The 5,713-nt window shown below is 69.3% G+C and carries 3 protein-coding genes, 4 tRNA genes and 1 pseudogene; 5 read left to right on the top strand and 3 right to left on the bottom strand.

The features are described 5' to 3' along the window. A partial coding sequence (locus ON26_RS17235; protein WP_245545893.1) for an FAD-dependent monooxygenase occupies nt 1-754 on the bottom strand: 754 nt, incomplete at its 3' end. Between the two features lie 486 nt (nt 755-1,240). Next, nucleotides 1,241-1,312 (bottom strand) — tRNA-Val (locus ON26_RS17240). 360 nt (nt 1,313-1,672) lie between these two features. Between ON26_RS17240 and ON26_RS17245 the strand changes: the two genes are divergently transcribed. The 4 genes from ON26_RS17245 (at nt 1,673) to ON26_RS17260 (ending at nt 3,238) form a co-directional block, all read left to right on the top strand. Continuing rightward, a tRNA-Gly gene (locus tag ON26_RS17245) sits at nt 1,673-1,745 on the top strand. A 43-nt stretch (nt 1,746-1,788) separates the two neighbouring features. After that, nucleotides 1,789-1,859: transfer RNA gene (locus tag ON26_RS17250), tRNA-Cys, on the top strand. Between the two features lies 1 nt (nt 1,860). After that, nucleotides 1,861-1,935: transfer RNA gene (locus ON26_RS17255), tRNA-Val, on the top strand. A 115-nt stretch (nt 1,936-2,050) separates the two neighbouring features. Continuing rightward, on the top strand, nt 2,051-3,238 hold the full coding sequence (locus ON26_RS17260; RefSeq protein ID WP_083884158.1) for a hypothetical protein: 1,188 nt from the start codon (nt 2,051-2,053) through the stop codon (nt 3,236-3,238). Nucleotides 3,239-3,265: 27 nt separating this feature from the next. Here the strand turns inward: ON26_RS17260 and ON26_RS17265 are convergent, their stop codons facing one another. Beyond that, complete coding sequence (locus tag ON26_RS17265) at nt 3,266-4,240, bottom strand: AAA family ATPase (RefSeq protein ID WP_245545894.1); 975 nt, start codon at nt 4,238-4,240, stop codon at nt 3,266-3,268. 430 nt (nt 4,241-4,670) lie between these two features. On the opposite strand from ON26_RS17265, the pseudogene ON26_RS17270 reads away from it, so the two are divergent. Beyond that, nucleotides 4,671-5,713: pseudogene (locus tag ON26_RS17270) on the top strand (hypothetical protein); the annotation flags it as partial.

Below are 5,713 nucleotides of genomic sequence, written 5' to 3' on the forward strand. Positions count from 1 at the left end.
CGTCCTGAATGGGTCGCAGGACGGCGGAGCGCCCGGACTCCTGGTCCTGGTACTCGAGCAGCCAGCGGTCCAGCCCGAACTCGTTGGGCACGCTGTAGAAGGCCAGGACGTGCCCGAGGTGGTGGAGGAACCGCTCGTGCGGCCCGAAGACCATCGATCGCAGCGCCGAGTGCAGCCCGTCGGCCCCGATCACCAGGTCGAAGCGCCCTCGGGTGCCGCCGGTGAAGACCACGTCGACCCCGTCCGCGTCCTGGGTGAGCTCGGCGATGCGGACGCCGAAGATGTACTCGACGTCGTCGCGGGTGTCGTCGTACAGCACCCGGGCGAGATCTCCGCGCAGGATCTCGATATCCGCGATGAACCCGTCGCCACCGTCGTCGTCGGCGCGGAAGGTCTCCAGCACGTTCCCGTCCGCGTCCACGGTGTACGCGCCGGCGGTATCGGTGCACGCCGCGCGCACCGCCGCGTCCAGGCCCATGCGTGCGATGACCTCCTTGGCCACCCCGCGCGCGTCCACCGCCTGCCCGCCGGGACGCAGTTCGGGGGCCCGCTCCACCACGGTCACCTCGCTCCCCCATCGGTGCAGCCAGTGGGCCAGCGCGGGTCCCGCGATACTCGCCCCCGCCACCAACACCCTGGGACCGCTCACCCGCGTCCCGCGCTCACCCGTCCGGATCGTGCGCTCCCGCTCGGAATTGTCGCCGCCCATCACTGCCTCCATGTGCTTGCTCCCGCGCTGCAACGTTCCCAGCACAGGGCCCACGCTGTCGGTGGGTCCAGCAGTATCGACCGCGGATCCGCACAGAACTCATCGGTAAGGCCGAAATCGCGCCACGCTCCCCGCAAACACCCTGAACTCGGCATTGCCGCACGTTCGGACACACCGTTGGAGGGCACGTCCAGTTGGTTCAGAGAAGCAGGCGCGTTCGTGCGAGCAGGGGGCCCGCCTATCGATTTCGGGGCAGATCCGTATCGCAATCGAAGACATCGACAACGCTATGCGCCCACTGCACTGAACGGACGCGCCAACCCCGACGAACAGCGTTTTACGCGGGGGTACGCGGCACTCGCGGTGCACTCGAGCACAACAAAGCCGCGCAGGTGACCGACATAATCAAATGAAGCCGTGAGCGCTCTGAGCAGCGACTTCGCCGCCTACGGATTTGAAATCACCATTGCACGCATATTGCGTGCCAGTCACGAGAGAGCGCAAAAAACGCTCTGACCTGCAGAAACAGAGTGGTCCCAGCTGGGATCGAACCAGCGACCTTCCGCGTGTGAGGCGGACGCTCTCCCGCTGAGCTATGAGACCGGGCGGGCTGTCCGGGCGATTCGTACCGCTCGAACGAGAAGGAACATTAGCACGGAGCACCCGCCGATCACCAAATCGCCTTGTGGACAGCAGCGCAGTGGTGAGCCGGGGAACGGCCGGCTGCGGTGCGACGCACTCGCTCGCCCATGGGTTCGGCGCCGCGCCGCCTCACAGTGCTTCCACGAGCGCAGTGGCACCATGGGAATCAAGGGCATCCACAGTCACGTCGGCCCCATCGGAGTCGCAGCGCCATCGCGGCGCTGCGAGCCGTCTGACCAGCGGATTTGTACTCTCCGCCGAACGTCGGCTAATGTTCTGTCTCGCAGCACGGAGGCCGGAACGAAAGCCCCCGAGATGCATGCGGATGTAGCGCAGCTGGTAGCGCATCACCTTGCCAAGGTGAGGGTCGCGGGTTCGAATCCCGTCATCCGCTCGGAAGGTAGGGCCAGGCAGTAAAACGCCGTCCCCCTTTGCGCGGTGGAGTGGCCGAGTGGTGAGGCAACGGCCTGCAAAGCCGTGCACACGGGTTCGATTCCCGTCTCCACCTCGCGCGATTAGCTCAGCGGGAGAGCGCTTCCCTGACACGGAAGAGGTCACTGGTTCAATCCCAGTATCGCGCACCACCGAGAAAGGCCCCGGGTAACCCCCGGGGCCTTTCTGTGTTCCGGGCCGTCTATTCCCGATCTCTGCCGACGGCGTGCGCCCGGTCGTGTCGGTTCTCGTGGTTAGGCTGCGGGGGTGACTGGGGTTGTGGAGCCGGACGGGGTGGAGGCGGCGTTCGTGGACGACGTCGAGGGCGACGTCGCGTTCGGGCTGGAAGAGGTCAATGCGGTACTGGCGGGGCTGGTCGCGGTCCACGGGCAGCGGCGGCGGCGGGATGCGGAGATCCTGGCGGCGCGCCTGGGCGTGAGCGGGGAACCGCCGCAGACGTTGGCGGCGATCGGGGCGCGGTTCGATCTGGCGCGGGATCGAGTGCGGCAGTTGCACACCCGCACGGTCGGGCAGATCCTGCGGGAGACACATCTCGCGGGAGCGGAGCGGGCCGTGTTCACCGACAGGTATCCGCTCGATGCCAGGGATTCGGCGTTGGTCCGGCGATTGCTCGCGGAGACCTATGCGACGGATTCGGATCTGGCCGCCAACGAGTTGTCGTTCCTGAAGCTGCGGCTGGCCGGGCATGCGGCCGAGGATGCCAAGCGGGTCGCGGGCTACGTGATGCAGCGAATCATGGGGTGGCAGAAGAAGACCAACCGGCGGCTGGCCGCCTTGCACGACGAGCCGGCGGCCACCGCCGCGCTCGACGCACTGGTGCCGAGGATCGAGTGGGCGGAATCGGGGCGGGCAGCGCCGCTTCCCGCGGTCTCGGCGCGGGTCGTGGACGGGGACGACGATCAGCGCGGGCGGTTCTATCTGGGCAAGGTGGGCCGGGATGTCGGGTTCGACTCCGCGCTGCGGGCGCGACTGCTGCTGACGCTCAATGCCGCTGAGCCGGTGCGGACCTTCCAGGAGGAACCCGTGGCCGTTTCCTTCGTGTTCGACGGGCAGACCCGTCTGCATCATCCGAGTGTGGCCGCCGAGCTGACGGACGGGCGGATCGTGCTCATCGACGTGCAGCCGCTGGGGCATGTCGGGTTCGAGATCAACCGGGTCAAGGCAGCGGCGGTCCGCGAGCAGGCGCACGCGCACGGATGGGGGATGCTGATCTGGACCGGCAGCCGCATCGGCGTGGCAGAACTGCGCGAGCGGACGGTCGATGCGGAACTCGAACGGCGACTGGGTGAGCTGGTGGACGCCGGGCCGGTCCGGCAGGCCGCGCTACGCGAGCTGCACCACGAGGCCGGGCTCGAACTGCTCGACCTCGCCGCGCTGACGCTGCGGCACGGCTGGCGCTGGGACCGGACGACATTCACCATCGCCGCCGCCTGAGCTCCGCGATCACCCGCGGTATCGGGCTCAGCGCACGATGACCGCGGCGGCGAGGAAGGTCGCCAGCAGCAGCATCGAACAGATGGTGATCAGCTGCCAGCGTTCGATGGTGCGGTTCAGGCCGGCAATGGTGGCGCGCAGGCTCGCCTCGACCCGATGTCGTTCGGCGATGCGGCGATTGATCGCGTCCACCGAATCGCTCTGCTGCTGGATGCCTTCCTGGGCGCGCTCGAGCCGCCAGTTCAGGCGCGTGATGAGCTTCTCCTTGTCGCGCACCTGAGTGCGCGACATCGCCAGGGCGGTGCGCTGATTGACCAGTTCCTGCCGCTGGCGGGCGATCACGGCAGCCTGGGTCCTGGTATGCCTCTCCCAGTCGGTCACCCGCGCCCAGCCTCCCTTGTGCTCGTTCCGGTAGGCCCAGACGATATCGCCGGACACCCAGCCGCGCAGAAACTCCCGCAGCTCGAACGGGGTGCGGCGGGGCGAGGCCACCGGGGTGTGCACGGTGTCGAGGACGCCGGTGTCGATGAGATAGTCACAGGAACTGGGACCGAGATCGGCGATGCCCAGAGCGGGCAGGTGGTCGACCCAGTAACCGGGCGGGCACAGCCACAGCACCCCCGCGCAGCCCGCCGTCCGCAAGCGTGTGGTGTGTTCCTGAGCCAGCGTGGTCTCCAGCGGGCCGTTGCGCACCTCGATGGCGAACCAGCGATCGCCGCTGCGCCAGCGGATGTCGACGAGGATGCCCGGCTCATCGTCGGTCCCGCCGATCCGCTGATCCACGTCCGCCTCGTCGGCGCCGAATTCGACCAGGCGCGCGCACAGCCAGTACTTGAGACGCTGCACATCCCATTGCGTGTCGGCGCATTCCGGACACCGGCAGCTGTACCGGGACCGGCCGCTGCCGGACGCCCGCGACGTCTCGGCGCCCTCCCCGATCCCGAGCTCGGCGAGCACCGCCCGGCGCCCGCAAGCCATCTCGGTCCGCTGCTTGGTTCGCACGCGATCACTCCCTGCCCGACACGCTGGTCTCGCGACCTACTCCATGGATCAAGAGTGCGCCTACTTTCCGGCGCCCGCCAGCCCCCTTTACCCGCGCTCGGGTGCGCCGCGCTCCGATACGCTTTCGGGACGGGGCGGCGACGGCGGCTGTCCCGCAAGGTTTTCGGAGCGAAACACGAGAGATGCGCCACACAGTAGCCGGTCTCCGCGACCCGTGCAGTCCTGGGTTCGGATGACGAGTAGCCTCGATCCGTCCGCGAGTAGCCGTCACCGGAGCCGGTGCCTGCGGCTCGCGTAAGCAGACAGCTACGCCGGGCGAAGTGGGGGTGCACCCGCGACCTCGGTGGCCGGGCACGGTCGGTCATCGGTGGATAGAATCGCCGGGCCAACCGCCCAGTCCGGGCAACGAGCGGGAAGAGGTATGCGAGGCATGGAGCACGGCCAACAGGACGCCGAGCCGATCGGGACGATCTTGTCGGGCATCGCGACGCTTCTTCGCGAGCTCAGCGACCAGCTCGATATCGCCGCGGCCCGTGTCGACGATTCGACGGGCCTCGACGCCCGGCTGAAGAAGCTCGAATCCTGGGCTCTCGGCGCCGGACAGGACATCACGGCTCTGCAGGCCAGGATGGACAAGGTCGAATCCTCGGAGACCCGTCCGGTGGTCACGTCCAGGCCGACTCGCGCCGAGCGCAGGGAAGCCGCCGAGCGGGCCGAACTCGAAGCCGCCGCGAGCCGCAACGGCGAGGGCTCCGCCCCCACGGGCCCGGACGCGAGCGTCTCCGCGATCAGCGCGCCGGCTTCGGCCACCACGCCCACGTCGGGCGACCCCGTGGCGCTCTCTACTGCGACAGACGAAACTGTCGGCGCCGTCAGCACCTCGACCGAGGCCGACCGGAAGGAGCCCGGCGCCGACGCGCCCGCGCCCCCGCCGCGCCTCGCCCCCGTCCCGCGGCTTCCCGCGCCGGACCTCGCCGCCGCACCGGGCCTCGCCGCCACGCCGGTGGGAAACACTGCCGCTCCACAGGATTCCGAGCCGGGCGAGGCATCGCGCACCGCGCCCGGCAGGCGACTGCCTCGGCCCGATTTCCCCCGCAGGCAGCCCGCACGCGCCGAGTCCGACGGCGGTATCGGCAGCGGTGCGCTCAGCCATAACAGCGGAGCCGACATCGGCGCCACGCTCGCCGACGGCGGCTCATCGGTTCCGGGCAACGACGACAAGTCCGTTGTAGAGGGAGTCGACCACACGCAGGGTGGCGCGGAGCCGCGTAGCCGCCGACGCAACGACAGCGCCGCCGACACGCGGGCCGACGTGCACATCGGTGCGCACGGTGACGGCGGACGTCTCGATGCCTCGGACGCGCACGACCGTGCGGAACGCGCCGAGGACAGCGCGGGGGTCGTCGACGGGGGGCGGACCGCGCAGAGCGGTCGGCGCAGTGCACACGGGCGGGAGATCGCCGAGGAATCCGC

Origin of the sequence: Nocardia higoensis NBRC 100133 (assembly GCF_000308595.1) — a bacterium.
GTDB classification, from domain to species: domain Bacteria; phylum Actinomycetota; class Actinomycetes; order Mycobacteriales; family Mycobacteriaceae; genus Nocardia; species Nocardia higoensis.